Origin of the sequence: Shimia sp. FJ5 (assembly GCF_032918335.1) — a bacterium.
GTDB classification, from domain to species: domain Bacteria; phylum Pseudomonadota; class Alphaproteobacteria; order Rhodobacterales; family Rhodobacteraceae; genus Shimia; species Shimia aestuarii_A.
The window spans coordinates 1-638 of record NZ_JAWJUV010000021.1 but is presented as its reverse complement, the minus strand read 5'-3'; the positions used below and the strand labels follow the sequence as shown (position 1 = coordinate 638).

Sequence of the window (638 nt, the reverse complement as noted above, 5' to 3'; positions counted from 1 at the left end):
GCCGCAGAATCGTTTCCTCCCGTCACTTGGCCGAGGGGGAAGGGTGGGAGGTCTCGGAGTTCGAGTTTGGTCTCATCATTGCCTACAATGCGTTTTCGCGATGGATGATGCGCTGCATGGCGGCGGCGGGACAGCCGGACCTAAGCCCGTTGGATATCCTGATCCTTCATAACGTGAACCATCGCGACCGGGAAAAGCGTCTGTCTGACATTTGTTTCCTGCTCAATATCGAGGATAGCCATACGGTGAACTACGCGTTGCGCAAACTTCTCAAAGCAGGGCTGATTGTGTCGGATAAGCGGGGCAAAGAGGTGTTCTATTCCACTTCGAACACCGGGGCAGAGCTTTGCCAGGCCTATCGCGATATTCGCCGGCAATGTCTTCTTGATGCGGTTGGGCGCACGGATCTGAGCGGAACCGAACTGAGGGAAATCGCCGGGGCGTTGCGTACCTTGTCGGGGCAATACGATCAGGCGAGCCGGGCGGCCGCGTCCCTGTAAGCTGTCTGAGGAGGATGCCTCAATCCGTTTGAAATGTGATGCCTTGAGTTCTGAAGCTTGACGGACAACGGCTCACCTTTTGACAAGATAAGTTCATGAAGGTGGAATATGTTAACCAAGCAAGGCGCGGTAAAACTC

At 55.0% G+C, this 638-nt stretch carries 1 protein-coding gene; it reads left to right on the top strand.

Annotated features, from left to right (window positions below; translation table 11 throughout):
* A partial coding sequence (locus R1W01_RS18390; protein WP_317275469.1) for a winged helix DNA-binding protein occupies positions 1 to 500 on the top strand: 500 nt, incomplete at its 5' end.
* Positions 501 to 638: the final 138 nt, after the last annotated feature.